The following is a 26793-nucleotide window of genomic DNA, read 5'->3' on the forward strand; positions in this document are numbered from 1 at the left end:
GCTTGCCGTTATGGATGCGACCGTTTTTGACGACCTTTTGAGACCCGCAGCTAGGACAGATTAGGGGTGACATTGTTGAGCATGAACGATTGAGCTACCTCTATCCTTACATCTGGCGGACTACCCAAAAAGTCTCTCAAAAATCGTCGAGGTCACTACTGCTTTCGTACTTTACGTCTTGAGGGCGTACCATTACAGACGCTGAGGTTTATCAATACAATATCCTTGTGCAAAGTCAACCCCCATCATTCTTAACTTTTCAAGGGTTTGTTCATCCTCAACACATTCGGCGATCGTCTGAATGCCTAGCTCATGGCTCAGGTGGTTAAAGCACTCCACAATGGCAGAATCTGCCTTGTTATTAACCAACTGCTTCACGAAGCTACCATCAATTTTTAAGTAGTCCACCGGCAAGTTCTTTAGATAGGCCAGAGAACTCATACCGCTGCCGAAATCATCGAGGGCGAACTGACAACCCAACTGCTTTAGAGTCGCTATGAAGTTTGCTGCTTGATGCAGGTTAGAGATGGCTGTTGTTTCTGTAATCTCAAAGCAAATCTGCTGAGGTGGGACTTGATATTGCTCAAGCTGAGTTTTGAGGAAGCCCAGAAAGTCACCTTGATTGATACTCGCGCCAGATAAATTGATGTTGTAGAGCACCTTCCCTCCCAATGCCTGGTCTACCCGAGCCACTTGATGGTACTGAGCACAAAAGTGTTGAACCACCCATCGATCAATCGCAGGCATCAGGTTGTATCGTTCCGCTGCAGGCAAAAAGGCCATCGGCAGAATGACATTGCCTTGAGTATCGAAGAGCCGAAGTAATATTTCACAGTGTCCCGAGTGAGCGTATTCATCGAGCGCTAAAATCTCCTGGCGATACAGGCAAAATCGGCTTTCTTCTAATGCTTGATGAAGTCGTGCCACCCACTGCCTTTCCCCGCGCTGTAGCTCCAACTTTAGATCATGGGTGCGGCAAACATGAACACAGTTGCGACCGTTGGACTTGGCAACATAGCAAGCAGCATCAGCCGCACTCAGAACCGAAGCTAAGTCGCGGCTGTTGCTATCAATTCCCACTACTCCGATACTGACGCCGACCGAAAAGGTTTTATCTTCCCAGGCAAACTGAAAGGCTTGAATCATGGCTCTGAGCGCCTCCGCCAGGGTCTCAGCCTGTTCTAATGAGCACCCTTCGAGCAGTAATCCAAATTCATCCCCGCCTAGACGAGCTAGGGTATCGGAGGAGCGAATCCGCTGTTGCATAACGGTAGTGATCTGTCTGAGGAGCTGATCACCAGCCACATGACCACAGGTATCATTAACCACCTTGAACTGGTCTAAATCTAAGTAACACAGAGCATGATGCTGTTCTTTCTCAACTGCAGCGATGGCCGCAGCTGCTTGTTTCTCAAAGGCACGTCTGTTTACTAATCCAGTTAACGGATCGTGGCTGGCCTGCCACGATAGCTCCTGAGCCATCTGTCGAGCTTCGGTCACATCATGAAAGACCACGACTGCGCCAACAAGCTGACCTTGACGATTGCGGATAGGGGCAGCAGAGTCATCAATCCCGTACTCGGTCCCATCACGGGCAATCAGTAGTGTGTGCTCAGCCAAATAGACCACCTGGTTCTCTCGTAGGACTTGTTCCACCGGATTGACCACTGGTTCACGAGTCACCTGATGGACAATCTGAAAGATATCGGTAAACGCTTTTCCCTCAACAGCTTCAATGGACTGTCCCAGGAGCCTTTCTGCCACCGGATTGAGGTATTGGACCCGACCTAAATCATCCGTCGTTACCACCGCATCACCGATGGACTCCAGCGTAATTTGAGCCAGTTCCTTTTCTTGGAAAAGCTCCTTTTCCAGTTGCTGCCGTTCTTCAATTTCATGCTTGAGTTCTTGATTTGCTATTTCTAGCTGAGTGGTTCGGTGGCGGACCCGTTGCTCTAGTTGGGCATTGAGTTGCTCTAGTTGTGTATTGAGCTGTTGCATCTTAGCCTCAGCCCGCTGCCGTTTAATTAATTCAGCTTGGGCAGTAGTGTAGAGTTCAGCCTGCTGCAGAGCAATGGCCACCTGCACCGCCAGCTTTTCAACAATATCAATCTCTGCTGATTGCCATTGTCGAGGGGCAGAGGACTGTTGAACGGAGAGCAGACCCCATAGGCGTCTGGTGGGTGTGCCTACTCCTGAGCTTTGGGAGCGCCAGCCGTTTACGGAAAGGGTATCCTGAGCCTCTTGAATAATGGGCACCACTAGATTAGCTCGAATATTAAGGGACTCCAGCAGAGCAACGTGACAGGGAGATAGCTCTCCGGCATAAATATCTGCAGTGGCTTGCACTCGACCGTTGAGGTATTCCCCTGCCCAATCTTCCGCAAAGCAGTGGTCTTCGATTTTGTGTCCGAGTATTGGAGCTAAGTAATCTGTTACCGACTCTGTAATCACAACACCGCTCCAGTCTGACTCAAAGCGATGAATGATGACTCGCTCCGCTTCGAGCAGTTGTCGCACTTCTAAGACGGTCGCCTGCAAAATCTCAGAGGGATTAAGAGAGCGGCGAATTCGCAACGCCATCGTAGCGAGCAATCGTTCTCGTTCAGCTTGGGCCTGCAGTTGAAGAGAGCAGTGATTCTCTTGATCACGGTGGTCAAACGCAGCTTCAGGGAAAGGAGCGGAATTCAACGGATCTGAGCCTGAGTTTACAGCGTTCATCTGTTAGTACCAATATGAAAATAAAGAAAGAATTAAATATTGTTGCTGCTCCCACGCTTAGACTGCCCAGGCGACTAGCAAGATTTCCGATTCAGTTTCAAACCTTCACTTTGCTTTAAATTAAGAATTTTTGTTTGCAAAATGAAATTTATCTTAAATGTTCAGTGCGATGGCTAATTATGACTTTTAACTTAGGAAAAAATAACCGTAATAATACGGTTGACTTACATTGAACCGATTTATCTAGAACTTTCCTGAGAAAGGCTTTTATCACCGCAAGGCAGAAGATGGATGTCAAAACCAACAGTATGCTTGGGTACGCTAACTTCGAAAGCTCTACTTTTCTGAAATTTGCCTGTTCTTACGGTTGGCAAAGTTGATTGTTCAGGATAAAGCTGAGAACTGGTTTTAGGCACTGACACATTCTCAATGCAAAACCCTCGGTATCATTTATTGGCCCTTGAACAAATTCAGCGGCCTAGAGAGATAATTTCCTTAGATAGCGCCACGTACACTATTGGGCGACATCAGGCTAATGCGATTGTCATAGACTCAAAAACGGTTTCTCGACATCATGCCCTGTTGCTGCGGATCTGCAATGCCAAAACAAGAGAGCACTCGTTTCGGATTATTGATGGTGACTTAAATCACAAACCAAGTCGAAATGGTATGTGGGTGAACGGAAATCGATGCTTCTGCCACGATCTCCAAGACCAAGACGTGATTTCGTTTGGTGATCAGGTGCAAATTACGTACTATGTATCGACTAGCCTCCAAGACCCCAGATTACAGGACGGTGAAGACCTTTCCAGCTTGACGGTCCCTGTTTTGAATTCTGACTTGCTGCCCAAGCAGGCGCTCATGGCCAAGGAAACCGCCAGTGGCTCGGTTCAGGTCCGGCATCAGATCGCAACAGAGTCTGAATATCCCACTGAAACAGCCATTGCCCGTCTCGCCTCTTTCCCTGAACTCAATCCCAACCCCATTATCGAGGTCAATCTTCAGAGCGAGATTACCTATGTCAATTCGGCTACAGCTCTCCATTTCCCAGGGCTGTTGGAAGCTAATAATGACCACCCTTTGCTTACTGGACTTCTTGATACTCTGCTCCAGGGCCGCAAACGCTACGCCATCCGAGAAGTGCAAGTGGGAGAGCGCGTCTATGAGCAAACCATTCACTGCATTCTACAAAGCCAGCTCATTCGGAGCTATTTGACAGATATTACGGGGCGCAAACAGGCAGAGCAACAGTTGCAGGTCAGTAATGAGCGCTATGAAGCAGCAGCTAGGGGGGCGAACGACGGTCTGTGGGACTGGGATTTGCAGACGAATACTATTTACTTCTCCAGCCGTTGGAAAACGATGCTCGGGTACGAAGAGCAGGCAATGGGGACCAATCCAGAGAGCTGGTTCGAGATCATCCATCCTGACGACCAGGAGCAGGTCCAACAAGCCCTATCGGCTCACCTCAGTGGTCAGACGGTGCAGTTTGCCTGTGACTACCGCATTTGCCATCAAGATGGCAGCTATCGCTGGATGCGCTGTCGCGGTTTAGCACTCTGGGACGCCCAAAGACACCCCTACCGCATCGCTGGTTCTCAAACTGATGTCAATGACTACTATCTATCTAGAGAGCAGCTCATTCACGACGCTTTTCATGATCCAATGACGGGCCTGCCGAATCGAGCATTGTTTTTGGACCGTCTCGGACAGACCTTGCAGAAGTTCAAGCGACTTCGAGACTATCGCTTTGCTGTCTTATTTCTGGACTTAGACCGCTTCAAAGTCGTCAATGATAGCTTGGGACATTTGGCTGGTGATCAACTGTTGATTGAGACCGCTCACCGTCTCCAGCATTGTCTGAGAGCTGGCGACACTATCGCCCGTTTAGGCGGAGATGAGTTTGCGATTCTTCTAGACGCTATAGAAAATGATGACACCGCCATTCAAATCGCAGACAGAATGCTGCAGGCCCTGAGTCGTAAAGTTCGCATTCATGAGCAGGATGTCTTTACGGGGGCCAGTATCGGGATCGTAGTCAACACGACTGAGTATCAACGTTCAGATGAATTGCTCCGGGATGCTGATATTGCCATGTATCGGGCGAAAGCATTGGGTAAAAATCGCTACGAGTTTTTTAGCGATAGGATGCGGGTACAGGCGCTCCATTCCCTGCAGCTAGAAAGTGATCTAAAACAGGCCATTGAACATCGTGAGTTTCAATTGGTATATCAACCCATCGTCTCTCTGTTAACCCATCGCATTGTCGGCTTTGAAGCCCTCCTGCGCTGGCATCATCCCAGCAGAGGGGTGGTGTCACCGTCAGAGTTTATTCCGTTTGCTGAGGAAACCGGACTCATGACGGCAATCAGTTGGTGGGTGCTGCGAGAGGCTTGCCACCAGATGCATCTTTTGCAGGCGCAGTTCTCTCACAAGACTCTCAACATCCATGTCAACGTCTCTAACCAGCAATTCCACCAACCTAATTTTATTGAACAAGTTCAGCAAACTTTACGAGAAACAAACTTAAGAAACAACAGCCTGAAGCTGGAAATTACTGAAAGTGTCATCATGAAAGATGCTATACGACTGGCTGATAAATTTGCTCAACTCCAGACTTTAGGTGTCCGACTCGGGTTAGATGATTTTGGCACTGGCTATTCTTCATTGAGTTACCTGAGCCAGTTGCCCTTAGATACTTTGAAGGTTGATCGCTCATTTGTAGCTCAGCTTGATCAAAGCAGCGGTCAGGAAATCACTCAGGCGATAGTTACGTTGGCCCATAATTTGCACATGGAGGTCATCGCTGAAGGAATCGAGACAGAATCGCAAGCTCAATTTCTACGGGCGATTGATTGTAGATATGGTCAAGGGTATTTGTTCTCTAAGCCAGTTGCTCCTGATGCGATGCCAGCTTTGTTGTCTCAGGACACGCTTCTCAGCTAGGGAATAGGTCAAATTGCGAATTTCAGCTTTTTGCTTGTTCTTTAAACGCTTTCACAGCAATGAACCCTGGCACTATCGTCTCTACAATTTTCAGCTTCTTCCCCGTCTGAGAATTACGCTCCTCTCTGGCAGCGAGATCGCTGGGTGCAAAACTTCTAAACTTCATCAGTGTTACTTTATCGCTACCGTCCAGAATCTCTACGATGGTGGTGGATGTCAGGATATCTTCAGCCTGCTTTTTGGTGACGTTGGATTTATCTTCGATCTCGTCTACTAATTCTGCTTTGTTCATGGGAAATCCTCATAATGCTGATATCTGGCGGCATCCTAGCGTTTAAGAGCGGGTCTGCCAGTCGAAGCTAACAAAAGTATTTTTATCACCCCGAATTTTCATAAATGGCTGATATGCTGTCGCCATCTGAAATATACGGGGGGAATCGTGACCAACATTTTAGAGATCAGACCAAAGCTCAAACATAATCGTGAACAGCGAATCATCGAGCGGCGTTCTGAGCCTGCCTCTGTTGCCCCAACAAAACCCGTAGCAAAGTGCTCTTCTCCCCGAACGTCCACGAGAAGACGACTGCCTAGAGCAGATTCGAGACGCTCGGATAAGCTGCAGAAATTCAAGCCGCACTCAAGCCTGGAAATGCTCAAGCAATCAGTTCCGCTGGCGAGTCATGAGTTCCAACTGTCTCAGCAGCTTTATGTGCAGCAATTTGGACGGAAGATTGCACTGCCAGCCCAGTGTGTCGGGAGTCTTGCCGTGGTCTGGCGCGAGGAGGGCCAGGGTTATCAGTTGTTCTCCTGGGAGTTGCGATCTCCCTTGTCCTCGCTATTGTTCGAGACTCGGGAGTACTGCTGTGAGGCAGCAGTAGAGCTGGGGGATTTGTTTGATGTTGATGCTGCCTTAGCCGAGCCGTGTTTTGGGATAAGCGAAAAGATTGAGGAACTGATCAATACTCACTTACACCGAGAGCTAATTGCCCTTTCGTTTCAAGCAGCATGAAGTTTTTGACGATCCATGTGGATCAATATAGCTCTGAACCCGATAGCTGGAGACCTTTCCTCGCTGGAGTTTGCATCATTTTCTTTGTCTGTGCCTTCGGTCTGGCTTGGTGGAGCGATCGCAAAGCAGGTCGGCATTGGTTTACATGGACGTGAACCAAGCTGACTGTAATTTCCTTCCTGCCTCTGCTTCAGAGATTCAAGATAGCGCAGCCCAAACCCTGCTCCAGCAGATCCGGCGTCAACCCATCGAAATCTGCACAGACCTTGGGAAAGTCAACATTCCAACAGCCTTTGCTTGCACCGAGCCAGCCTCGATTCCAAGCCCTCAACGCTTAAGCCCCATGCTTTGCCTGCCGGGATTCGACAGCTCCCTGCTGGAGTATCGGTATCTGCTGCCGCTCCTGGCAGGTCAACAGCAGTGCTGGGCAGTCGATTGGTATGGTTGTGGCTTTACGGCTTACAATCCTCGACTCACCGTTCATCCTGTTCACATTCGGCAACACCTATTCACCATAATCCGCCGCTGGATTGGTCAGCCTGTCATGCTAATAGGAGCCTCCCTTGGTGGCGCTGTGGCCCTTGACTTTGCGCTACATCATCCAGAATTTGTAAAGGCGCTAGTGCTCCTTGACAGTGTGGGTTTCTCTGGTCATTTTCCACTGGGAGCATCCTGTCCTTCGGCAATATTGGAAGTGGGGGCTGACTGGTTACACCTTCGCAAGCAAATGACTCTTACTGCTGCCCTAGCCCTGTCGATGCCGTCACTTGTCGTTGAGGGACTACGATGTGCTCAACTTCATCAACAGATGCCAGGGTGGAAGAATGCGATCACGACCTTTTGTCAGAGTGGTGGGTATGCTGACCTTTCTTCTCGCATAGGCGAAGTGAGCCAGCCGACCCTTTTACTGTGGGGCGTATCTGATGATGTCCTTGGCACAGGCGATGCCCTTCGTTTTAGACAGGCGATACCTGAAAGTCAATTGGTTTGGGTCTCTCAAGCTGGTCATGCTCCCCATATTGAGCAGCCCCACACGGTCGCCAAGCATCTACTTTCGTTTGCCACATGACCCGTTTCTTGATTGATCATCATGCGACTTTCCCAAGCCCTCCATACCGCCGCTCGACATTATTGCCAAAGGCAGTCGAGCTACTGGGATCAGTACTCGAACAAGTTGAGCCAAACAAAGCCTCGTCCCAGCAATTACCAGCAGGTGTTGCTAGATGGCTATGCCCGCTCCAACGTGCTTAGAGTAATCTGTATCGCAATAGAGCAACTGAACCCGGATGAACTCAATGATCTAGAACAGACGAGAGATTGCATCTCGCAGATAGGCAGAGTTGCACAAGAACCTCGGCTACGTCCAAATATGGGGCAAACTACAGAGCCTGAAGTTTCTCTACTCGATTTTGGTGTGTGTTCAGACGATGCGATTTCACACGAGCGGGAAGCATTTTGCAATTACGTTGAAGAACTTTCAGAATCCCACCTGAAATCTATTGAGCCGCTACCTTACCAGCGGGTGCTGTCCCCAGCCGAATCCAGCAATATTTGGCATCAACTGCGTGACCGTTGGCGAGTCGTTGGTCCGTATTGGTATCCATTAAGCAATCGTCGGTTGCCCGGTATCGCAGCATTTGACGCAGATGCCTTCGAGGAATTTTGTACCTCCTTTAGTCTGATTGATTTATTGGCCTCTCGCGAGATTACCCGAATTTTGGAGCTGCGCGAATATGGAATTGAATACGAACAGGACGTCTCTCTATTTGACCCTGTGTACAGCAACTATGAAGGCTATTGGGTCTCTGATGGCTTTGATTGGATTATCTATGCCTCCCACGAATGCTCAGTAACCCTGGGAGGTTGGTTGTTAAAGGAAGTGAAGGCCCAATGGCAAGATTGGGAACAACACGCATGGTGAACCCAAATGTTCCACCGCATCAGTCAGTGCCACACTTGCATCTATCATGCCCGTAGCCTCTATCTGGGCTATGACCCCGACTCTACAGAAGCTGACTATGTTGCGATCTCGGAAGTAGCGAAAGACGGACTGTGGGCACCTAAAGCCTGGGCGTTTGAGGGCTGGGGAATTGCTGTCGGTGGCCGCAAGCTACCTACCGCAGTACGACGTTAGCCATCCGATCGTTACCGGGCGTTATTGTCTGTGTGGCGATATGTTTGTCTTAGGAATCTGCCTGTGCTGCATTGGGATTGTCCAAATGCTGAGTGCGGCTGGAAGGATGACAGTATCTGAGGGAATGCTATTGCTGATTTGATTGTTCAGAAGCTCAGTGGTCAGAATCTAGGGTGCTGGCCCAATCATCTAGCCCACAGTTATCACAGGTTAACCAGTAGCCATTGGCGTAGGAATTCTGAATAGTTAAGTGGTCAGAGTTGCAGGCAGGGCAAGTCTCTGTTTGTGAGGTAGCGCTATGCTTCTGTACCTGGAGTATGTGCATTAGTGCAATCTATATGTCGATGCATTAATGATGGCTGAAGCATGTGAGTATTGCCCTCCGAGAGATTACCAGCCTTTCAGCTCTGATTTGTATTGAATTGGGTGATGATACTGATTGTCTATTGCAGGTACCAGGTGGAGTTAGTAGAGACGAGTTATTCAAAGGATCCTTGAGAAAGTTTGCCTTGCTCAGTCTGCTGACTAAATCTAGAGCAACCCATTGCTCTCCAAGTTAACTGTCCACTTTTTCGAGACAAGATCAACTTTTGTCAGCCAACCAGGGCATTGAGCTGTCTCGTTAGTTTTCTATTGAACTCTTGATAACTCAATTGCGGTAAGCCTCTCGTCCTGCCCGTGTGGCTTGGGCCAGGGAGGCATTGTTTTACGCATTTTCTTGGCAGAAATATGAGTATTTCTCTCTGCGTGAGAACTTTCTCATCTAAGATTCACCTGCATGAATGTCTCTTTCCTTTAGACATAAATAATAATCATTAAATTTGAGTTAAATAACTGTGGGTTAATGAAATATTTTTCGATAAAAATTATTTAGATCCTAATCAGAATAAATATCTGCATCCAATCAATTAAGAAGTATGCGAGAAAAGCTTTGCATATTTTATTTTCTTCTATAACTCCACTGAAAACTAAATAAAAATCTTCTTGCTCCCCTTCCTGCGTGTGTTTCTGTGTCATGACTGAGTGCTTGAAATGAATTTATATTTTGATTTTATATAGCTGGAATCTCACTGAGATTGGATGAAATTGTCGATATTTACAAGGAGTATTTGGGTCTAGTTATGCACGAAGAGACTTTTTCTACTAATGTTAAGTACTGGTTAAAAGTAAGTCGATTAATCATTGCTTAGTTATTGGGACTTTGTTCCAGATAACAACTATCTGGAGATATAGATGTGAATGTACTGCACCTAAAATGCTATCGAAAGGCAGCCTCGAGACGGGTAAAGTCTTGGCTGAGGATGGGACGACATCGGCAGGATCCTGTCCGAACATCGTCCTCTACGTTTCAGATAGATCTGGCGCTCGTCCACAGCTTGCTAGAAGGGCAGCACCCCGATCTTGCCCACCTGCAGATTTGTCACCTTGGTACAGGCTGGCATAACACGATGTTTCGTTTAGGAGATCAGTTGCTCCTCAGGCTTCCCCGCCGCACAACGGCAGGTCCCCTGATTGAAAATGAGCAAATCTGGCTGCCACAGCTTGCAGATCGGCTGCCTATTGATGTCCCCACTGTTGTTCGGGTGGGTGAACCGACACAACGCTATCCTTGGCGTTGGAGCATACTCCCGTGGCTAACGGGGACAACGGCGGAACAAGTAGACATGCGTACAAGCGAGGTTCAGCGCTTCACCTCGTTCCTGAAAGCGCTGCATGTTCCGGCACCTGCCAATGCTCCTCAGAATCCGGTGCGTGGCGTTCCTTTAAAGCAACGATCAGCTGTATTTGGAAAACGATTCCTGTGGGTAGATGAGCAAACAAACCTAATCACCCGGCAGATCAAAAATATCTGGCACAGAGCTGTCGAGGCACCGATGGACGGCGAAGCACGATGGCTCCATGGTGATCTTCACCCTCTCAATGTCGTCGTTAATGATGGTGCGATCTCAGGCATCATTGATTGGGGTCACATTACCTCAGGGGATATTGCGACTGACTTGGCTTCTATCTGGATGCTCTTTGCTGAGAAAAATCATCGCCAGCAGGTGATCAAAAGCTATGGCAGTCTTTCGGATGCAACCCTACAGCGCGCCCAAGGATGGGCCATTCTAATTGGTGTGGGGTTTGTGGAGTCAGGACTGACTGCTAATTCAAGCCATGCCAGTATTGGAGCGGCTACCTTGCAGCGTGTTGCTGAAGATAGCTTAACGTTACGGTAGGCTGCGATACTCTGATCGCATATAGCCTCTGCCTCTTGCCGCCACAGGGATTCCTCAATGATGGTATCAAGGCTCCACTTGCTGTCCTGCAGAATATGAATACAGCAACCGCTACCTCACAAGAGAATTCTATATGCAGATAGCTCAGGGATCTGTAGTTTCTTTTCGGTTAGAATACAGCCCCTTATGTCAGGGGTGGTGGAAATGATATTTTCAGATCAGAAAAAATAGGGGAACGTAAAAAAGCCTATGAGTTTTCGTCAACAGATATCTGCAAAGCTGTTGCTAATAGTAGGCAGCATTGTTAGTATATCCTTCTCTATCTTCCAGGGGCTAGCGCCATTCTCTGCCGTGCAGCTACAGGCTGTACGCTTTGACTTGGCTTTGTTCAAAACTGGCCCAAAACGGGTAACACTTACACGACAAATCAGGCCATCTCTAGAAATGACCAACCCAGCCTGTTTCACTTTTTCTAAGCTCTTTGGAATCGCTTGAAGCCCAGCATTTCTAGCCAGTGTAGATGTTTCTCACCTGTCATCATTTCCCCTGGGCTTTTTCCCCGTCTTTGCTCAGAGTCACTACTCATGAATCTCCGGTGATTGATGAAGAATTGGAGAAGGCCCAGATAGGACGTTCCAAGATGCTTGCGCAGGCTGAAATAGTTCCGCAGTCTAGAATTGAGATTCTCCACTAAAGAACTGGCTCTAGGCGTCTGTTTCATTGCATTCTGGATCGCTTGATGGAGATGGAGCTGAAAGAACTTCCAGCTCAGCTTCTCGTGTAGATCACCCCAACTCCTCCAGCATGCTTCCGAGGTGGGCTGTTTGCGGAAAAATCGGACCATCTGCCGGAGGAGAAATAGAGGTGTATCAAATTGCTGAGCAATGTTAGCAAGCTTGTCATCTAACACCTTTGCAAAGGCCAACAGATCATCGCGTTGATTGTTCAAGGTTTGCGCAAGACTCGAATCTGCTTGCCTCCCAGATGTTCGCGCTGCTGAAGTTCAGCCACGATGAAATCGTACAGTTCTATACGCTCAGCATAGGAGGGGCCAGCCAGTTGCAAAACATCGTGGTTGAGCCACTCAATAAGAGTCTTGACGTCTCTGGCCAGTTGCACGGCTTGTGTCTCCTGGGTTCTCGCTTTTCCCAACGGCACTGAGAGGTGGTTCCATTATCCCTGTTGTTTCGCCTCTGCCATCTTCGCCTCTAGCTCTTGCCGTCGAGTCTTTGCCCCCATTGCTTTGCGTGTCAAACTATTGGCCAGGGTATGGCACTGACGCTGGATGTGGAACACATCACCATGACAAAGCTTGTCTCCAAAGGCTTCCTTTTGACCAGCCTGCAAGCCAGTGCCGGCACCAGCAATCGTGTACTCTGGGTCGAGTCCTTGCTCTGCAGCATTGAGCAGGTGATAGCCCCAAGTGTCTGCATCCCGATGGTCGGCTGCTTCGAGGAGGTAGCAATAGGTTGAGACAGCATCAATACCAACGAGCACTGGCTTTGAGCCATGAAAAATCTCATCGTGTAATCCCACACCAACGTTAGATAGGTCTTGGGATTGATTGATTATTGCCGCTGACTCAGAGGCAGTTTCAAGCCGGTTGTGGATCGTGCCAACACTGATGTGAAAGTCGAATAGATCGCGAAACAATTCAACGACACCGCGAAAGGAGTTGTGGCAGATCATTACCAAGGCAAGAATAAGTTGGAATATCCAAGCTTTGGTAACCGAAAGATGGAAAAGAACGTCATCATTATTGTCATCGTGCTTGAAATAAGCCTCTGTCAGAGCATCATTTGCCTTGTTGCTTTGCTGGTAGAGAAACTTGCGACTGACTTGGTGTTGTTTGGCAATGCTGGTGACGAGTTCTCTCTTTCTCAGAACCTGAAGGGCTAGCTCCTGGCGCTCAGTTGGGGAAAGAGTGGCGGCGACACAGGAAGATGAACTCATATTTATCGATCTGCAGGGAAATAAGTTGGCATTGAACGAGTATCCCTGATCGGCACCCTCTGGATCTTAAAATGCTTTGATCTCACTCAACTGTGGGCCAGATCTGTAACCCTGGAATGAACGGTGCCGAACTTTATCTCCAAGCGTCAACGTTTTACCGCCGAGATCAATCCCTATTGTGTGGCTCTACTACAACTTTCTCCTCAGCTTCAGAGATATCCAGAAAATGAGGCTCTACCGAGGTATCAAGTTCTCTCACGCGAACGTTCAAAGACTCTCAAGAGTGCCATGCCCTATTCAACTAGACTGAGTGAGGCAAGCTGAGCTGCTGCAGAATAGATGATGCGATCTGTTCGACTGGCAGAACTGTTTGAGCTGCCCCTAGCTCAATCGCGACCTTAGGCATTCCAAAAACAATGCTAGTGGTCTCATCTTGAGCAATTGTTGAGCCTCCAGATTGTGCGATTTTCTGTAAACCCACGGCTCCATCTTGTCCCATGCCGGTAAGCAAAACACCGAGGACGCCTGCTCCATAGTGTTGAGCTACGGCTTGAAACATCACCGTGATCGAGGGGCAATGACGATCCACCGCAGGTGCTGCAGAGTAATGGCAGCGACCTTGGTCATCCAGTGTCAGGTGATAGTGATCCGGTGCAAAATAAACCGTCCCTGGTACTGGAACTTCTCCAGCCTCTGCAACTTTGACATGAAGAGGACACATTGAGGCTTGCCAACTAATTAGCCCCGGTAAAAATCCCGCAGAGATGTGTTGAGCACAAAGAATCGGTAGGGGGAAATCTGCAGGGAGGCGACTCAGGATTTGATGAATGGCCTGCGGTCCACCTGTTGAAGCCCCTATTGCTAAAATCTGTGGTGCGTCAGCGCAGAGTCTGGGGCTGGGCCGGTGAGTAACACTGGAGCGAAGGATATGAGTTGTCGAGTGCTGACGTAGAGACTTTGTAAACACCTTGACTCCAGCTAGTACCTTGATTCTGTCAATCAGCGCCTGCTGATCGGCCGCTTTCCAGCGTCCTGTTAAGGGCTGAGGAAAAACATCCACGGCACCTGCCTTCAGAACCTGAGCAATGGTTTCAGTTTCGGTGGGCTGAACCGTGGGACTAACGACCAAAATCGGTAGCGGGCAAAGCGCTAGGAGCTGGCGGATTAGCTCGAAGCCATCCATATGTGGCATTTGCAGATTAGTACAAACGACATCTGGCTGCAATTGGGGAATGTGCTCTAGTGCTTCAGTTCCATTATTCGCGGTACCAATGACCTGAATCACGGGTGCCGCACTCAGCGCACCCGTGAGTCTTTGCTGTGCAATCGCACAGCTATCCACAATGAAAACGGTAATGATCGAGGAACTCATTTTCTGGACTCAAGAGCAGCGAAAAACAATAACAGGAGTCAGATCCTAGGTCTAACCCCTGCTAATCGAAAGATTGAGAACCACCTGTCGGCAAAACGAGCAGCTACTTTGCTTTATCCGCTAAGACTTTGATCTTCGTGATCAGAGCAGTCTTCAGCTTTTCGTAGTCCGTCGCACTTCCTGAGGTAGGCTTCGGGAAGAAGTCTAGGGCACCCGCAGACATTAAATTGAAGATGTTATCGACATCATTACCGGGATGAACGGCATTGCTAACCACTAAAATCGGGCGAGGGAAGTCTGACATGACTTTTTTGGTGAACGCTAAACCATCCATTTTCGGCATTTGCAAATCGGTGCAGATTACATCTGGCTGAGTCTGAGCGATGACGGCCAACCCCTGTTCACCATCTTGAGCAGTGCCAACAACCTCCACCTCGGGGGCGGAATCAAGCAGGCGCTTCATAATTTCAAGGGCAACAGCAGAGTCTTCAATGAGGACAACTTTGATGGGATCAGCCATGACTAAATTAATCTCCTGAGGGTATCTAAAAGTAACGTTTGGTCAAAATCGCCTTTGCTGATGTAGGCACTAGCCCCAGCATCAGCTCCACGCCGCCGATCTTCGTCTTTCGCCAGTGTGGAAACAAGGACAATCGGTAGCTCTTCATATTCGTCTTGCTGACGAATGCGGCTGGTCAGCTCTAATCCAGTCAGATTAGGCATCTCAATATCAGAAACCACGGCATCAAAGGTGTCGAGGCTCAATTTCTCGAAACCATCAAGACCGTCCACTGCAGCCGTCACATCGTACCCGGCGCCCTTAAGAATACGAGAGACTTGCGTACGAATTGGTATCGAGTCTTCCACCAGCAGAACCTTGGGCTTGGTGATCTCCATTCGTGCTGCAGGCAGGATGGCGTTGCCTCCCACCGAGCGAATCAAGTCCTGAGGGTTGAGGACCATGCAAATCTCACCATTGCCGAGAATCGTGGCTCCAGTGATATTGCGAATTCGCTTCAGGAGCTTGCTTTGCGGCTTAAGAACAATATCTTGTTGCTCTAGTAGGTCATCCACCAATAGGCCTAACTGTTCTGAGCCGACCTTAAGAACGACGCAGGGCAGATGAGTTGCACTGCTAGAACTACCCGCTGAGGCAGTCGGTAGTTCTAGCAGATCAGAAAGCCAAGCAAGGGAAAGAGGAGAGTCCTGAAAGGTTATGGTTGGGCTACCATCAATGGTAAAGATATCCTGACGTTGAATGCGGATCATGGTGTTCACAGATTCCACTGGAATTGCGTAGGAGGTCTGAGCCACCGTCACAATTAGAGCATAGGTGGTATTCAAATTCGTCCCAAGAATGAACCGGAATGTACAGCCCTGCTCCGGCGTAGAAGTTACCTGAATCGAGCCTTTGAGGCGCTCCACATTGGCGCGCACAACATCTAACCCAACGCCTCGACCGGACAGCTCTGTTACAGTGGTACGCGTAGAAAATCCCGGCTCAAAAATCAAGGACTGAATCTGCTCCATTGACATCCGCTCTAGCTCAGCTTCACTGTGAAGGCCTCGACGAATGGCGGTGCGCTTAATTTTCCCCAGGTCTAGGCCGCGTCCATCATCTACTAACTCAATGCAGATGCTGCTGCCCATTTGATACCCTCGCAATCTCAAGGTCGCTTGGGAGGGTTTGTCGGCAGCGAGACGATCGCCTAGGGATTCAATGCCGTGATCAATGGCGTTGCGAATCAGGTGGGTAAGCGGAGCCTTCATTTCTTCTAAAATTCGCTTGTCCGCTAGCGTGTCGCCGCCCTCGATCACAAAATCAATCTCTTTTCCCTGCTCCTTAGATAAATCCCGCACGAGGCGTGGAAAGAGGTTAAAGACACTAGAAAGAGGCAGCATCCGCAGCTTCAGGATGCCGGATTCCAGTTCGTTTGAAACTGTCTCTAGCCGGGCGGTATCGGCAGAAGCTGTGCTGCGGAGCTGTTGTAGTAAATCACCAAGTAGATCAAGATGGTGCTCATGTTGCTGATGTGATTTCTGCAACGGTGCCAATAGATCGGGATCAACTTGTTGCGCCAAAGTGTCGAGAGCTGTGCGCTGCTCTGTATTTCCTCGAGACCAAACTTCCCAAAGGTTAAGAATCTCAGTCATGTCATCCATCCGGCGAGCAATTCGCAGTTTGGTGACTGCTAGCTCACTGGCCTGGGTCATGAGTTGATCAAGTTTGGGGGCCGCGACCCGCACCGTATCGATCTGGTAGGATTCTTCTGGCTTTTCAGGTTCTGTAGGCAGTGAGGGCGGCTCTGGTGATTCAGCTTTAGAGACTGGCTGAGTATGGCTATTAGAGTTTTTAGGAGCAATACCACTCAATTCGGCCGCAAGCTCTGGATCAAGCATCGAGAGATCTAGTCCGGCGGCGACGAAGGGTTGCTCGGATGCCGATTCGTCAGGTTCTGAGAGTATCAGATCCTGCTCTTCATCAAAATCGAAGATGTCAGCACCCGTATTCTCAGAAATTGCTGGCTCGTCAACGAATGACTCAGGGACATCATCGACCCCCATCAATTGGGCTAAGACGTGAAGAGTGTTGACCCCCGAAGGCTCGTTTGTAACAGCTTCGTGGGCGACTTTTTTGAGGGCATCAAGACCTTTATAAATGCGATCAAAAAACTCCGCCGAAACTGTTTGCTCACCTTTCTCCACTGCAATCAGCAGTTCTTCAATCTGGTGCATCAGCGTCTCGGCATCTTGCACCCCTAACATCCGCGAGTCTCCCTTGAGAGAATGGGCCTCGCGCAGAAGCTCCTGCAGTTGGCTCGCGTCGTCAGGGTGCTTTTCGAGGTGCAGCACACCGTTTTCTAGTTTGTCTAAATGCTCCCGACTGGCATCTCGGTAAAGAGCGCGCAGTTCTTCATCTTCGATGAACATGGCTTTAATCTTGTGCTGAGGGCAATGGAGTGAAGAGGATGTTTAAGCAGTTCTGTGGTGAGTGGTTAACATTAGAGATCATTCCCCCTTGAGAAGGAAAGGGGGGATCTCCTCCACCAACTTATTCAAGCAAACTCTAAACAAAGGCGGTCAAAAAAGGTTAGACAGTGACCTGTAGTTTCTTCGCCACCTCCGTCAACTCCTCGGTGGAGGACTTCACTTGACTGACTACAGTTGCAGTTTCTTTGGCACCTAAGTTGATGGCATTCATCGCTGAGACTGCTTGCTGTACACCTACAGCTTGCTGCTTCGAGGTGAGGGCAATTTGTTGGCTGGCGATTGACACATCGTTGACTGCAGCGGCAATCTCTTGGAATAACGACAGAGTATCTTCGGTCAACTTAATACCGGCATCTGCGGTTTTATTGCCTTCATCAGTTACCATAACCGTGCTGTTAATGGAGCCTTGAATTGTGCTCACCAAGGTACCAATTTTGTCTGCAGAACCCCGGCTTTGGTCCGCCAGTTTCCGAATTTCACCGGCAACCACTGCAAAACCCTTACCCTGCTCTCCTGCTCGGGCCGCTTCCACAGCTGCGTTTAGGGCCAGCATATTGGTCTGATCTGCGACATCTCCCACCAGCTTCGAGACATTAGAAATCTGGTCGGTTTGTTCACTCAACTGCATGATCTTTTCAGCAATATCTCCCACCTTGGCTCGTAGGTTGGCAATTCCGTCTAGCGTTTCTTGCACCGTTTGGCGGCCACTTTCCGATAAATCGAGAGCCTGCTGGGCGCTTGCGGCAGAGGCACCTGCCTGCTGCGCAGCCTGCATCGAAGAAGCACCCAGTTCTTCAACTGTCGTTGTCGTTTCATTCACAGAAGCCGTCTGATCAGATACAATTCGGCCTTGCTCTTCCACGGTGGCAGCGATTTGAGAAGAGCTACCCGCTACACTACTGGCCGCTGTCTGCAGTGTGCTAGAAGCCCGCTGAATCGTCCAGAAAATAAACGCCAAAACTCCAAGATTCAATAACAAGATGGCGGCCTGAGCAATTTGAGTTTCACGGACCTGGGCAGCAGAGAATTCTTCTGCTGCAAATACGGCATCGTTGGTCAGCTCAAAGTAGGTTTCACTGTCAGCAATCAGCTTCGGTAAGATACTGGGATCTTGACGATAAGCGACAACCGTTTGCTTCAATTTTTGCCAAGCATCATTGACGACTGTAATTTTTTCTAGATATTGCGCATCTGTTGCTTTGGGTAGTTTTAGCTCTGAATTACCATTAATCAAACCCTCGACTAAGGTATCCAGTTTGGCAACGAGCTTGTCGTTCGGTTTACCATTTATTTCTAGCTTTACCAGTCGTTGGGTCGCACCCCGGACAATCCCGGACTTGTTGACGACACTACCATCCTGTACACCTGTCTGTACCTGAGCTAGCAAATAACCCGTTGTGCCGACTGCAAAGGTTGCTAGCCCGACGATGGTCCATTGTAGTTGATTGGTAATTTTCATTGCGTTGCTCCTGTTTGGAATTGGGGTTTGAGGTTACGAAAAAGGTTTGAAGGATCAGATGCTAAGCAGCTTGGTCAACCGTTAGTTGAGCGTTGGAAAAAAGAGCGGACAAATTAAGAATGCTCAAAGTCTTGTCGTTGTAACGGGCCGTGCCCTGAAAATGCCTCTGGTGGCTTGCAGAGCTAGCTAGCGGGATAGCTGAAATGTCAGTTGGAGAGAGAGACATCACATCAAAAACGGCATCCACGGGAATACCAGCAATGATGTCGTCAACCTCTACAACAATGGCCTTTGCTGACGGGGCTGCGGCAGGAGCCTGCGTTAACACCGTGCGGAGATCCACCAGCGTCATCACTTCACCACGCAAATTCATGTTGCCTACAATGTGTGGAGGACAGCAGGGGATGGGAGTGACCTGCTGCACATTGATAAACTCACGCACCCTGTCTAACTCCAGCGCGAAGTAATTCTCACCTAAACCAACCACAGCCAAGGAAACCTGATCATTGCTTTCACCCTCTTCCAGGGGTGGCCGCAGAGCATCCGCGCGTTGCCGAAAGATTGCTCGCTCGGCTGGCGTTACGTTTTGACAGTACAGCTCGTAAAAGTTGCTACCGCTCCGTTCTGAAGTAACACTGGTCTGCCACTGAGCCTCTGGAGCGGTCTCGGTATTTGACTCAGAAAGTTCAGCCTCCCAGATCATCATGGCAACATCATCGGCCTGCCGAATCAAGGTCTCAGGGTTGAGTAGAACCACCAGATCAGCCTCTACCTTGGCAACCCCGGCGACAAACGCAGTATTTATCTGCTGCAGTCTGCCGTAATCTGGAGCAGCCTCATGATCTGTAGCTGCGATCGTCTGAACATCCAATACCTGATGAACCACGAGGCCCACCTGTATTCCCTGCCACTCAATCACAATGATGCTGTCGCTGAGCTGGCAGGGCAGCATGGACTGCCCAAGACGCAAGTCTAAGTGCATCACTGGGAGCAGCTTCCCGCGCCAGTTGAGGCTACCGATGATGTCCTTTGGAGCATCAGCTATGGGCTGGAGTTCAGGCAGATGGAAGATTTCTCGTACCCGAGAAGCTTCAACGCCATAGAGTGAATCACTGTGGCGAAATATTAAGTAGGATTGATTGTCTGTATCCATGGGTCTAAGCCTTTCCAGCAAAAGTTATCGGCGTGGGCCGTAAAATGAATGACAGTAAACGAGATCGCTAATTTCAGACCTTCACTGCGGTTGATACGTTTTTATCGAGCACCTCAAGCAATTTTTTCTGAGAGATGGGCTTGGTGAGATAATGGGTAGCACCCGCCATCTGTCCCTTAAGTTTGTCGAACATGCCATCCTTGGCCGTCAGCATTACGATCGGCAAGCTCTGGAACTTACCAAGGCTGCGAATGGTGCGGCACAGTTCTAGGCCGTCAATGTCGGGCATGGTGACATCCAACAAGATCAGCGACACATCTCTGCGATTGAGGATGTTGAGGGCATCCACTGCGTTGTCGGCCAGTAGCACCTGATAGCGATCGCCAATAGCTCGCTTAATCAGGGTTTGCACCACTGGACTGTCATCAACGCTGAGGATAGTGGACTGCTGTGATGCTGCAGACTGAGATGCCTTTTGAGCTATCACCTCTGGGCTGTCACAGGTTAACCAGCCCTTTTTACCCCATTGGTAATAGACATGGGCTAATCTCAGTGGATCTTTCTCCATTGCAACCGCAATATCCACCAGCGAGTTTTGGCCGTCCACCCACTTTCGTAAATGTTCCGCAACAGAGGCCTCAGCTTGATTGATGTTTAAAGGCTGAGGGACGGACTCAAGGGACGGAATGATAGGGGCCAACGCAGACCACTGCTGCTGACGCTGGGTGTAGACTGACAGCAGCGAGTCCCAGCAAAATCCTTGCTGGGACTCGCTGCAGTGGAGGTCAAACGATCTCTCAACGTTTTGGTTAATCGTTCCTTGGTAGGGAATGAGCTGCTCAAGAACCGCTAAGATTCTTGTTTGCATGAATGCTTGAATATCTTCCCACTTAAATAATTCAAGGCGAACCAGTAGTTCAAAGTATTCTTGAATTGAGCTGTGATTCTTTGACTTTTTATTCGCCAACTTAATCGCAGAATCCATTACCTTAAGCTTGAGCTGATGACCCAATAAAATCGCAAGGTCTTGAGCCGTGATCAGATCTACCCCAGCATAAGTCATCCATCCCTGATGGAAAGCGATTACCCGTTTTCTGAGCTGCGTCTGTTGTGGAACTTTAGCCTGGACTGCAATGACACCGCTAAATTTATGACTTCTAAAGCTATTAATAAAATACGGCAGTTGTTTTGACTTAAATTGTTGCATTTTCTCTACCTCAACTTAAATAATAAGTTTGTCTGATTCTTCACAAAGACAGTCAAAACCTTGAAAAAGGTTTTTTGCTTATTATTTAATAATATTAACTATCAAGCCTCTAATTCTTTGATTTAAACACCAAAAAGCTAGATATTGTTGCTGATAACTATCTTTCCCAAAATGAAACTTGATAATCACAGTCTCATAGTTTCCCCTAATGAAGGTAAGTTTGCCATTTCCAATTTAATGAAGCGCTACTAGATGAGGCAGGATTGCATGTTCCTCTTGGTCTCTATAATTAATGTGCCCATGTAAGAGAACAAGTCTTACTCCAAGACAATCGTAGATTTTTACTTATCGTCTATTTATACGATCGGGCTGCATTGCCGAGTACCTTGTTGTCATCAATACCTTTCTATTAATTTTCTCAAGACCTCCCTATTGTGTTCTTCAATGCATTTCCATGGATTTCTTCAATACTTCTATAGAGAGGTCTTGAAGGACTGCGATACATTGACAGGCTGTTTTTCAACTTGCTTGCAGCAGGCATTGACGGAGCTGCATTAATAACTCACCTGCGGTGACCTGACCACGATATTCAATCCAGGTTTTAGGCGGTAGCTTTTCTAGCAGTTCCTGAGCAGTGTGGTACATCTTTGTAGCTCTATTTCTTTGGGTATCTTGAGCATAGATAGCTCCCAACTCAAAGTAGGCTGGAATATGGGTTGGCTGAAGATAGAGAATTTTTTTGAGGATTGTCTTGGCTTGTTTGTAATCACCCCTCTTCTGAACGATCTGGGCCATCAAATACAAAGAAGATAGTGATTCCCCGTCAACAAGCAGTGCAGCCAGACAACAATTCATAGCCTGTTCTAGGTTTCCCCGCTGCCAATGAGATTGAGCAAGTAGATGTTGGGCAGCCCGATCCGTCGTTGAGTTTGAAGTTACCTCATACTGAATCGCCAGGGGTGCTTTGGGCTGAAGTGTTGAGCTAGGAGAAGTCTCAACTGACCGAGAGAGAGGCTTGGACCGCGGTTCGGCTGTCGCTACAGATTGGGGGCGATAGGCCATTGAGCCTGAAAAACTCAGTACTTGAAATTGCTGCAGATTCTGGTTGTAAAGCTCAGCATGGCCTGTAATCAGGTAGCCCTTAGGATTTAATGCTGAATGAAGCTTCCTGAGGATTGTAGCGATCGCATCTGCTTCAAAATAGATGAACATATTGCGGCAGATGATCAAATGCATGGAGCTGAGCAGGTTGTTAGGCACCGGATCGGCCAGCAAATTCCCTCTGCGAAACGTTACCCGCTCCCGAATGTGGTCATGAATCTGCCAGTTCGCTGACACAGGGCGGAAGTAAAGAGACTTGAGTTGCGGCTCGGTTTGGCGGAAGGACCAGTTTCGATATAAACCCTGTCGAGCCTTATTAAGCGCCGCCGGATTCAGGTCTGTTCCCAGGATAGAAATCTGCCATCGAGGTAAATCGGGGATGAGCTCTTGAAGCAGAATCGCTAGCGAATAAGGTTCTTCTCCTGAAGAGCAGCCTGCGCTCCAGAGATTGAGCGTGGGCTGGGGAATTGAACCTGCAGTATAGGCCTGTCGCTGCTGAGCAATGAGGTCGGGAAGGATGTGCTCTCGCAAAACTTGAAATTGGCCATGATCGCGGAAAAAGTAGCTCTCGCCAATGGTGACTAACTCAAGAAAATAGTCCCATTCGCGTTTGGCTTCGGATTCGGACTCCGCAAAGGATTTTAATCCGGAAGTCAGATGTTGATAATAAGCCTGGGGACTTTCCACGTTGATGAATTGAATCCGATGCATAATATTGTCAGACAGGGTAACCCAGTCCTGAGATCGCAGCCGGATACCAGTTTGGCTCTGGATTAGGTCTAGAAATTTCTGCCGCAGTGCTGCCTCAATCATAAGATGTCCGATTTTCACCCCGCAACTGTATAGTACCCAAGGCCTATGTGATTGAATCAGTGGCCCTTTGCTGGATCTCTTCCAGTGGTAAAGCCGGTAAGCCAGTGATTGAAGTTCACTATGAGTGCTGTAGCATTCCTTTCAGTACAAGGTGGCTTTGTTGTCTCTTCAATTGCTACCCTAAAAGCTAGACTCGGTCACAACTCATCATAGAGACAACAAAGCCGTACTGAATTGTTCTGATCTCTGAGTGTTGCAGGTTGCTTGCTCCATCCTAACCACGCCATGCAAGGGACACTCGTATTAAGATGTCAGTAGTGCATATTCACATTTATACTCGCGCCCCTGATAGCTGAGCTGTCATGTTGCTAAGCAGTGGATAAATGCCCGAATGGAAACCCAAAATGCATGATGTGGACGCAGCAATCGCCGTAATGACCGAGGCTGAGATCCCAGCTTGCGAAAAGGCCTATGGTTTCAGTGTCATGCACACAGACCTTGTCAAAAGCTCACGCAACTTTGCCGAATGCGGGTGTGAACATGATGGTTCAATTTCCATGTCCGTCTACGTTGACGAAATGCCACCAGTGGTCTGGTTCTTTCGATTCGACTTTCGTGAAATGGCCTGCCTGATTACGGAGTCATATCGACGACTCTCATCCAACGCATCACGAGCTGAAATCATCAGCCAAATGCGCTTGGTTGATGCGGAGTACAATCACGATGAATTGGACGCAAGAATCAACGAATGGCAAAAGGAGTTCGAGAGGCGATTTTCGAACGGTACAAGATGATCAAAGTAATGACCTCAGGTGGCTGACCAGCAAAGCCACATAACGAAAACATACGCGGTCGTTTTAGGTCTGACCTGCCTGGATGCCAACTCTCCGCAAACTAACTCCCCCAATGCTTTGATTGCCGATACCACGACCAGTCCGGCCACCTTGTCTGCGCTATTCATCCCTCTGGTCCTGAAGGCGATCGCTGTGCTGATTATGTTGAGATCGCTGAAGTTGCGGCGTATGGGCATTGGGTGCCTGAAGGCTGGGCCTTTGAAGCTGGGGAGGTGCTGCCGATGGCCGTGAGTTATCAATTCCAGTACAATGCTAGCCATCCGATCGTCACTGGGCGTTGTCCTAGGTGTGGGCATGGCTTTAACTTGAGTGAGTCACGGGTGCATTGGGATTGCCTGAGTCGTGGCTGGAAGGATGACAGCCTCTAGGGGAATGCTAGCGGTAGCTGTTCAAAGCAATCCCCTGTGGGATGATTATACATATCCCTAAAATTGCGAAAAATCAGGTTTAGGCTGTGTCCTTCCTCATCATATGGACAACACAATTGTGAGATGAAACAAGACATTGATCCGAGCGACAGCCTCAAAAAAATATCGCTTTACACCTTTATCGCTTTTCTATCGATCAGTGCTTTGTTTGCCATCGCTAGCGTATTTACCGGTAGGTTGGGGGAATTTGAACTCAAGGTCTTGATCACGACCTCTGTTATTGCCATTGCTAGTATTTGTTCCTTGTGTTGTTCCGTCTACTCCAGTCGGATAAAAAATACTATCCCCAGTTACACGGGCATTGCATTGGCAGGTTCTTCCGCCCTGATGTTGATACAGGGTGTGTGGGCAGAGACTGGTTCTGAGGGATATTGGAAAACCACAGCTACTCTCAGCATTTTCGCATTCGCATCCGCACATTCGCTTGCGCTATTGGCTGTGCGCTTAAGAGTGGAGCACGCTTGGGTTCAGTTAGTGGCAGTTGTTAACATCTTCATGTTTGCGACTATTCTCTCTGCGACTATTATTGGTGAGATCAGTAGCGATGGGAATGTCAAATTTATCACCATGCTTGCAATTCTTGCGACACTGGAAACGTTGGTAATTCCTATCCTAGGGCGATTAGTTAAAGGAAATGGCTCTCCAGTGAGAGAAGTTCTATCCCTCACTAAACGAGTAGATGGAGCCTATGAGGATAAGCATGGATATATCTATGAAGTAAAGAAAATGTCAGGCAAGCCACCAGGAAGCTCTAGGTCATGATTGATTAAAGGAACTGCAGCAATTGCTGGATTTAATTAACAAAAGGCCACTGGTAACTCCACACACCGATTGGATTTGATCTGGAGGATTGCCAAAACTTGATCACCGCAGTGCATCGATCTCGATTTGCGCCGCTCGTGCCGCCCACCGTTGTCGGCTTGTCCCAAGGAATTCAATTGCTGCTTGGCCTTCAGCAGGATTGCGTTTAGCCACTAAGACAATATGTTTATCTAGTCCCCGCAACCTTATCGATTGGTGTTCATCCCAAAAAGCCGAATGAAACGGCAATAAGCTTGGTCGATGGGAAGCGCGCTTTCTGTCGAGGAAATATAGTACTGAGTTGAATGGCACTGTAATGGGATAAGACAGCAATGACCTCCACCAGGGAAGCGTTAACCCAAGAGCAAGCCCCAGTAAACCGTATGCCCAGATGGTGACAATAGGTTGCTTTGATTCAAATTCTGCGAACATCAGCGCTGAACTGCAAGAAGCTAAAGCACCAGCAATTGCACCGGCTTTTGGTCCCGCTATACGCTCAGCTATGGCGTAGGGCAGCAAGTAATAGATACTCAAAAGTAAGCCGGTGCTCACTCCAATAACCGCACCCATTAATCCTCCCCCCGTAAATTCGTTTGCTAGGCCGAACATCGAATCGAGAGATGTGAGAAGCGCGATTAAGCCGGTCATTGCTCCAAGAATTGCAACAAACACCATGCCGAGTAATACACTCAAAAGCGTGCCGAATACAAGGCTAGGTCGCCATTTCCCAGTCCGTATGAAGATTACAGCACCGTATGTTGTGTAAAGTATCAGGACAGATAAGCCGATAAATGAGCTGTAGCTGAAGCCATACCCTGCTCTGATGAGGCCGATCAATATGATGAATGCAGCCAAGCAGAGTGCGATACTGCCTGCGAAGCTGCCAAGTAAGACTCCCACGACGGTTCCACTGATCTGTCTTGTCAAAGCATTGCTTTTTTTATGGCATTCCATTTGACCCGAAACACCAATAACCACGCCCGTTGCCACGCCAACAGCTAAACCACCCCATAAACCATTCGTTAGAATTCCGGCCACTCCGCCCGCCACAATACCTGCCACGCTGCTTGCGACCCCAAGAGCAACACCAAGCCCCATGCCGATTGTAGTTGCAAGTGTAAGACCGCCTACCATACCAGCGATTAAGCCCTGAAACGCTAGCCCGTCCGATATCATCCCGACGCTCAAGAAAAATAAAGTAAGTAAACCGCCGGTCAGAAGAGGCACAATGAGATAGCTCTGCAGCAATAGCCTGTATAGAGGAAACCTGCCCCATTGTTTAAAGCTGACCTCGGCCCAACTAAAGTCAGGCTTTAGCGCCAGATTCATCCGAGTGATGTGATGATGCCATGCGGAAGGCTGTAGGAAGATCCAGAAAAGAAGCTGGAGACTTCCTAATAGAATGTTAGGATGCTGCTCAGATTTATGACTATAAACATTCTGGGGTATATTCGGTTGTGCCATATTAAGTTGAACCGTTAGCTTCTTGGTTCATGGTGTGCCTCTGCTCATCTCCATCGAACAGAAGATAACTATGGTATTGGATGGGGATGTTTCATAGTGTACTGAAGGCATCATCTGTCAAATGCTTAGTCTGAAGCTCTTTTCCTTGCACCCTTTTCTTGTGAAGGT

The 26793-nt window shown here is 48.5% G+C and carries 23 protein-coding genes and 1 pseudogene; 10 read left to right on the forward strand and 14 right to left on the reverse strand.

Annotated features, from left to right (window positions below; translation table 11 throughout):
* Together C1752_RS30615 and C1752_RS25720 are read right to left on the reverse strand one after the other, a co-directional pair.
* Nucleotides 1-73 (reverse strand): annotated as a pseudogene (locus tag C1752_RS30615) (IS1 family transposase); the annotation flags it as partial.
* A 119-nt stretch (nt 74-192) separates the two neighbouring features.
* The gene (locus C1752_RS25720) at nt 193-2721 is read right to left on the reverse strand and encodes an EAL domain-containing protein (protein ID WP_110988911.1); all 2529 of its coding nucleotides are present in this window, start codon (nt 2719-2721) and stop codon (nt 193-195) included.
* A 429-nt stretch (nt 2722-3150) separates the two neighbouring features.
* Here C1752_RS25720 and C1752_RS25725 point away from each other — a divergent pair, with 429 nt between their 5' ends.
* A complete protein-coding gene (locus C1752_RS25725) occupies nt 3151-5667 on the forward strand; it encodes an EAL domain-containing protein (protein ID WP_110988912.1) in 2517 nt (838 codons plus the stop codon).
* 22 nt (nt 5668-5689) lie between these two features.
* Here C1752_RS25725 and C1752_RS25730 read toward each other — a convergent pair whose 3' ends face one another.
* On the reverse strand, nt 5690-5959 hold the full coding sequence (locus C1752_RS25730; protein ID WP_110988913.1) for an HU family DNA-binding protein: 270 nt from the start codon (nt 5957-5959) through the stop codon (nt 5690-5692).
* Nucleotides 5960-6316: 357 nt separating this feature from the next.
* Here C1752_RS25730 and C1752_RS25740 point away from each other — a divergent pair, with 357 nt between their 5' ends.
* From C1752_RS25740 to C1752_RS25760, 6 genes are all read left to right on the forward strand, one after another.
* The gene (locus tag C1752_RS25740) at nt 6317-6676 is read left to right on the forward strand and encodes a hypothetical protein (protein ID WP_110988915.1); all 360 of its coding nucleotides are present in this window, start codon (nt 6317-6319) and stop codon (nt 6674-6676) included.
* Complete coding sequence (locus C1752_RS28720; RefSeq protein ID WP_158535223.1) at nt 6673-6831, forward strand: hypothetical protein; 159 nt, start codon at nt 6673-6675, stop codon at nt 6829-6831. Before C1752_RS25740 ends, C1752_RS28720 begins: the two co-directional genes overlap by 4 nt.
* Nucleotides 6822-7745, forward strand: coding sequence for an alpha/beta fold hydrolase (locus tag C1752_RS25745; RefSeq protein ID WP_110988916.1), 924 nt, complete (start codon nt 6822-6824; stop codon nt 7743-7745). The genes C1752_RS28720 and C1752_RS25745 overlap by 10 nt, the downstream gene beginning before the upstream one ends.
* A gap of 21 nt (nt 7746-7766) precedes the next feature.
* A complete protein-coding gene (locus C1752_RS25750; RefSeq protein WP_146242444.1) occupies nt 7767-8597 on the forward strand; it encodes a hypothetical protein in 831 nt (276 codons plus the stop codon).
* A 6-nt stretch (nt 8598-8603) separates the two neighbouring features.
* A complete protein-coding gene (locus tag C1752_RS25755) occupies nt 8604-8810 on the forward strand; it encodes a hypothetical protein (RefSeq protein ID WP_110988918.1) in 207 nt (68 codons plus the stop codon).
* A gap of 1301 nt (nt 8811-10111) precedes the next feature.
* Nucleotides 10112-11029 (forward strand): aminoglycoside phosphotransferase family protein, encoded by a 918-nt coding sequence (locus C1752_RS25760; protein ID WP_110988919.1) that lies wholly within the window; start codon nt 10112-10114, stop codon nt 11027-11029.
* A gap of 472 nt (nt 11030-11501) precedes the next feature.
* On the opposite strand, the gene C1752_RS29555 is transcribed toward C1752_RS25760, so the two are convergent.
* From C1752_RS29555 to C1752_RS25805, 10 genes are all read right to left on the reverse strand, one after another.
* Entirely contained in the window at nt 11502-11978 is a 477-nt protein-coding gene (locus C1752_RS29555; protein WP_233501890.1) for a hypothetical protein, read from the reverse strand.
* On the reverse strand, nt 11975-12148 hold the full coding sequence (locus C1752_RS29560; protein ID WP_233501891.1) for a hypothetical protein: 174 nt from the start codon (nt 12146-12148) through the stop codon (nt 11975-11977). Before C1752_RS29560 ends, C1752_RS29555 begins: the two co-directional genes overlap by 4 nt.
* Nucleotides 12149-12202: 54 nt before the next feature.
* Nucleotides 12203-12982: a hypothetical protein gene (locus C1752_RS29565; RefSeq protein WP_233501892.1), complete on the reverse strand. Its 780-nt coding sequence runs from the start codon at nt 12980-12982 to the stop codon at nt 12203-12205.
* Nucleotides 12983-13283: 301 nt separating this feature from the next.
* Complete coding sequence (cheB, locus tag C1752_RS25775) at nt 13284-14354, reverse strand: chemotaxis-specific protein-glutamate methyltransferase CheB (RefSeq protein WP_110988920.1); 1071 nt, start codon at nt 14352-14354, stop codon at nt 13284-13286.
* Nucleotides 14355-14457: 103 nt separating this feature from the next.
* Nucleotides 14458-14874: a response regulator gene (locus C1752_RS25780; RefSeq protein ID WP_110988921.1), complete on the reverse strand. Its 417-nt coding sequence runs from the start codon at nt 14872-14874 to the stop codon at nt 14458-14460.
* A 2-nt stretch (nt 14875-14876) separates the two neighbouring features.
* Nucleotides 14877-17285, reverse strand: a complete 2409-nt coding sequence (locus C1752_RS25785; protein ID WP_110988922.1) for a hybrid sensor histidine kinase/response regulator — start codon at nt 17283-17285, stop codon at nt 14877-14879.
* Between the two features lie 160 nt (nt 17286-17445).
* The gene (locus C1752_RS25790; protein ID WP_110988923.1) at nt 17446-18804 is read right to left on the reverse strand and encodes a methyl-accepting chemotaxis protein; all 1359 of its coding nucleotides are present in this window, start codon (nt 18802-18804) and stop codon (nt 17446-17448) included.
* A 61-nt stretch (nt 18805-18865) separates the two neighbouring features.
* Nucleotides 18866-19957: a chemotaxis protein CheW gene (locus tag C1752_RS25795; RefSeq protein ID WP_110988924.1), complete on the reverse strand. Its 1092-nt coding sequence runs from the start codon at nt 19955-19957 to the stop codon at nt 18866-18868.
* A gap of 73 nt (nt 19958-20030) precedes the next feature.
* A complete protein-coding gene (locus tag C1752_RS29570; RefSeq protein ID WP_110988925.1) occupies nt 20031-21164 on the reverse strand; it encodes a response regulator in 1134 nt (377 codons plus the stop codon).
* A gap of 519 nt (nt 21165-21683) precedes the next feature.
* The gene (locus C1752_RS25805; protein ID WP_110988926.1) at nt 21684-23078 is read right to left on the reverse strand and encodes a CheR family methyltransferase; all 1395 of its coding nucleotides are present in this window, start codon (nt 23076-23078) and stop codon (nt 21684-21686) included.
* A 383-nt stretch (nt 23079-23461) separates the two neighbouring features.
* Here C1752_RS25805 and C1752_RS25810 point away from each other — a divergent pair, with 383 nt between their 5' ends.
* The 3 genes from C1752_RS25810 to C1752_RS25820 all read left to right on the forward strand — a co-directional run bounded on the left by C1752_RS25810 (nt 23462) and on the right by C1752_RS25820 (nt 25122).
* Complete coding sequence (locus tag C1752_RS25810; RefSeq protein ID WP_110988927.1) at nt 23462-23872, forward strand: hypothetical protein; 411 nt, start codon at nt 23462-23464, stop codon at nt 23870-23872.
* Nucleotides 23873-23890: 18 nt separating this feature from the next.
* Nucleotides 23891-24163, forward strand: coding sequence for a hypothetical protein (locus C1752_RS28160; RefSeq protein WP_146242445.1), 273 nt, complete (start codon nt 23891-23893; stop codon nt 24161-24163).
* A gap of 260 nt (nt 24164-24423) precedes the next feature.
* Nucleotides 24424-25122, forward strand: a complete 699-nt coding sequence (locus tag C1752_RS25820; RefSeq protein WP_110988929.1) for a hypothetical protein — start codon at nt 24424-24426, stop codon at nt 25120-25122.
* 102 nt (nt 25123-25224) lie between these two features.
* Here the strand turns inward: C1752_RS25820 and C1752_RS25825 are convergent, their stop codons facing one another.
* Nucleotides 25225-26625: a hypothetical protein gene (locus C1752_RS25825; RefSeq protein WP_110988930.1), complete on the reverse strand. Its 1401-nt coding sequence runs from the start codon at nt 26623-26625 to the stop codon at nt 25225-25227.
* Between the last annotated feature and the right edge of the window lie 168 nt (nt 26626-26793).

Origin of the sequence: Acaryochloris thomasi RCC1774 (genome assembly GCF_003231495.1) — a bacterium.
Lineage (GTDB): Bacteria > Cyanobacteriota > Cyanobacteriia > Thermosynechococcales > Thermosynechococcaceae > RCC1774.

What these genes read in the sequence shown, in the direction of transcription:
- C1752_RS25810 (WP_110988927.1), top strand. Translation starts at nt 23,462, where the DNA reads ATGCCCGAATGGAAACCCAAAATGCATGATGTGGACGCAGCAATCGCC.
- C1752_RS25785 (WP_110988922.1), bottom strand. Translation starts at nt 17,285, where the DNA reads ATGTTCATCGAAGATGAAGAACTGCGCGCTCTTTACCGAGATGCCAGT.
- C1752_RS25740 (WP_110988915.1), top strand. Translation starts at nt 6,317, where the DNA reads ATGCTCAAGCAATCAGTTCCGCTGGCGAGTCATGAGTTCCAACTGTCT.
- C1752_RS29570 (WP_110988925.1), bottom strand. Translation starts at nt 21,164, where the DNA reads ATGCAACAATTTAAGTCAAAACAACTGCCGTATTTTATTAATAGCTTT.
- C1752_RS25730 (WP_110988913.1), bottom strand. Translation starts at nt 5,959, where the DNA reads ATGAACAAAGCAGAATTAGTAGACGAGATCGAAGATAAATCCAACGTC.
- C1752_RS25760 (WP_110988919.1), top strand. Translation starts at nt 10,112, where the DNA reads ATGGGACGACATCGGCAGGATCCTGTCCGAACATCGTCCTCTACGTTT.
- C1752_RS25820 (WP_110988929.1), top strand. Translation starts at nt 24,424, where the DNA reads ATGAAACAAGACATTGATCCGAGCGACAGCCTCAAAAAAATATCGCTT.
- C1752_RS25720 (WP_110988911.1), bottom strand. Translation starts at nt 2,721, where the DNA reads ATGAACGCTGTAAACTCAGGCTCAGATCCGTTGAATTCCGCTCCTTTC.
- C1752_RS25795 (WP_110988924.1), bottom strand. Translation starts at nt 19,957, where the DNA reads ATGGATACAGACAATCAATCCTACTTAATATTTCGCCACAGTGATTCA.
- C1752_RS25825 (WP_110988930.1), bottom strand. Translation starts at nt 26,625, where the DNA reads ATGGCACAACCGAATATACCCCAGAATGTTTATAGTCATAAATCTGAG.
- C1752_RS25725 (WP_110988912.1), top strand. Translation starts at nt 3,151, where the DNA reads ATGCAAAACCCTCGGTATCATTTATTGGCCCTTGAACAAATTCAGCGG.
- C1752_RS25790 (WP_110988923.1), bottom strand. Translation starts at nt 18,804, where the DNA reads ATGAAAATTACCAATCAACTACAATGGACCATCGTCGGGCTAGCAACC.
- C1752_RS25750 (WP_146242444.1), top strand. Translation starts at nt 7,767, where the DNA reads ATGCGACTTTCCCAAGCCCTCCATACCGCCGCTCGACATTATTGCCAA.
- C1752_RS25755 (WP_110988918.1), top strand. Translation starts at nt 8,604, where the DNA reads ATGTTCCACCGCATCAGTCAGTGCCACACTTGCATCTATCATGCCCGT.
- C1752_RS25745 (WP_110988916.1), top strand. Translation starts at nt 6,822, where the DNA reads ATGGACGTGAACCAAGCTGACTGTAATTTCCTTCCTGCCTCTGCTTCA.
- C1752_RS29565 (WP_233501892.1), bottom strand. Translation starts at nt 12,982, where the DNA reads ATGAGTTCATCTTCCTGTGTCGCCGCCACTCTTTCCCCAACTGAGCGC.
- C1752_RS25805 (WP_110988926.1), bottom strand. Translation starts at nt 23,078, where the DNA reads ATGATTGAGGCAGCACTGCGGCAGAAATTTCTAGACCTAATCCAGAGC.
- C1752_RS28720 (WP_158535223.1), top strand. Translation starts at nt 6,673, where the DNA reads ATGAAGTTTTTGACGATCCATGTGGATCAATATAGCTCTGAACCCGAT.
- cheB (WP_110988920.1), bottom strand. Translation starts at nt 14,354, where the DNA reads ATGAGTTCCTCGATCATTACCGTTTTCATTGTGGATAGCTGTGCGATT.
- C1752_RS25780 (WP_110988921.1), bottom strand. Translation starts at nt 14,874, where the DNA reads ATGGCTGATCCCATCAAAGTTGTCCTCATTGAAGACTCTGCTGTTGCC.